Consider the following 1,020-nt stretch of genomic DNA (forward strand, 5'->3'; position numbering starts at 1 on the left):
CTAGATGATTGATTCCAAGGGCTCAGTGGTCATAGGCGGTCAGTGAGCGCAGCGGATGACGGCCGGTGTTCAGGTTGTGCCAGATCGCCGCGGTCATCGCGAGGAGGCGTTGCAGCACCCGCACGGTGACCCCGGCGACGGTCCGTCCGCCGTGGGATTCGAGGTCCAGCTGGCCCTTGAGGGTGTCGTTGATTGACTCGATGACTTGCCTCAATGGCTTCAGGAACTCCCTGCCGGGTCGTCGTCGCTCGCCCTGACGGGTGGGCCGCACCAGGACGATGCCGCCTTCGGAAAGGGCGGTTTCGAACGGCTTCCCGTAGTAGTTCCTGTCCGCCAGGATCACCTGCCCCGCACCGATCCTGGCGGGCATGGAATCCAGGATCCCGAGCAGGACCGTGCGTTCGTCGGCCTTCGCACCGGTGAGCGCAAAGCCCACCGGCATGCCGGCCAGCGTGCACAACAGGTGCAGGCGCAAGCCCCAGAACCACCGCGAGTGCGAGGCGCAGTACCCGGTCTCGGCGAACCCCGCCAGGTCCGAGCGGTGGGCGGTCTCGCGGGAGCGCCCGCATTCGACGGGGGTCGAATCGGCCACCCAGATCCCGTCGGCCCACAGGCCGGTGTCCCGGCCCAGGTGCGAGATCACGGCCTGCAGGGTTTCGCCCAGGTGCCGCAGGCGCTTGTTGTAGCCCGACTGCCCGGGCAGGTGCGGGAACCATTCGATCAGGTCAACCCGGGCATGGCGGAGCCACCGGCGTTCGGAGGTGTAGCCGAGCAGGGCTTGCATCACCGCAACGGTGACCAGTTCCGCGTCGGTGATCAGCGGTTGCAAACCGACCGTCGGCCGCCACGGGGCCACGTCCGGATTGGCCTTCAAAAAGTCATCCGTTGAGGCGTACAGTGCTGTTGCAAGGGTGTCCAGGTCGTTGTCCATCAGAACTCTCCAGGTTCGAATGTTGGTGATTACACCTCGAGTCTGGACACCCTTGCCCGCGTAGTCATCCCTTGGAATCAATCATCTAG

General features: G+C 65.2%; 1 protein-coding gene. It reads right to left on the bottom strand.

The genetic code is table 11. The features are described from left to right. Positions 1–22: 22 nt before the first annotated feature. Positions 23–931: an IS982 family transposase gene (locus ACIQLF_RS21870; protein ID WP_400303358.1), complete on the bottom strand. Its 909-nt coding sequence runs from the start codon at positions 929–931 to the stop codon at positions 23–25. Positions 932–1,020: the final 89 nt, after the last annotated feature.

It is taken from the genome of Paeniglutamicibacter sp. NPDC091659 (genome assembly GCF_044756805.1).
Taxonomy (GTDB): domain Bacteria; phylum Actinomycetota; class Actinomycetes; order Actinomycetales; family Micrococcaceae; genus Paeniglutamicibacter.